Annotated in this window: 1 protein-coding gene; it reads right to left on the reverse strand. The window is 71.0% G+C overall.

Annotation, left to right across the window (positions count from 1 at the left end):
* The coding region (locus F6Q13_RS19225; RefSeq protein ID WP_293059911.1) for a cryptochrome/photolyase family protein at positions 1 to 513 on the reverse strand (513 nt) is incomplete at its 3' end.
* Positions 514 to 661: the final 148 nt, after the last annotated feature.

Consider the following 661-nt stretch of genomic DNA (forward strand, 5'->3'; position numbering starts at 1 on the left):
CACGAACGACACCACACCCTCGCGTTCCCAGCGATCCAGATCGGCGCGGACCCGCTCGTCGATCTCGTCCTCCTGCGGCCACCACGGGCCGACAACGTCGAGCGTCGCCGCGTCTTTGGGTGGTGGCTCGCGGTTGTCGGCGTCGAAATTCCAGCGGCCGCCGGTCGGTTCGTCCCCGTCCATCAGCACCGCCAGCCGGCGGCGGGCGTCGCGGTAGAACCGCTCCAGCAACAGGGGGCGGCCGGGCTGCGCCCACCGTTCGAACGTCTCACGGTCGGTGCAGAAAGCCCGCGCCGGCACCACCTGCACACCGGGCAGCGACCCGACGAACTCCGCCGCCACCCGCGACGTGGGATGGCATACGCTGAGCGGGCCGCCCACCCGCCGCAGCGCTTGCCGGTAGGTGCGGGCTTGTACAAACAGCGCCTGCTCCCCCAGCTCGGCGGCCCGGTGCCGCAGCGCAGAGAGCACCAGGTGCGCTTTGCGGCGGTGAAACCGGCGGCGCTCGAACACCGCCCGGGATCGGTTGTCATCGCTAGCGACCTCACGTGTTGTTCGTCGGGCTGCGCTGAAGCCTACCGGCCCGGGTGCCGACTGGGCGGCGTAGACGGCGGGACAATCCGCGTTACCGTGGTCGGGTGACCCGCACCGACAACAACAC

The organism is Mycobacterium sp., assembly GCF_008709575.1.
GTDB lineage: Bacteria > Actinomycetota > Actinomycetes > Mycobacteriales > Mycobacteriaceae > Mycobacterium.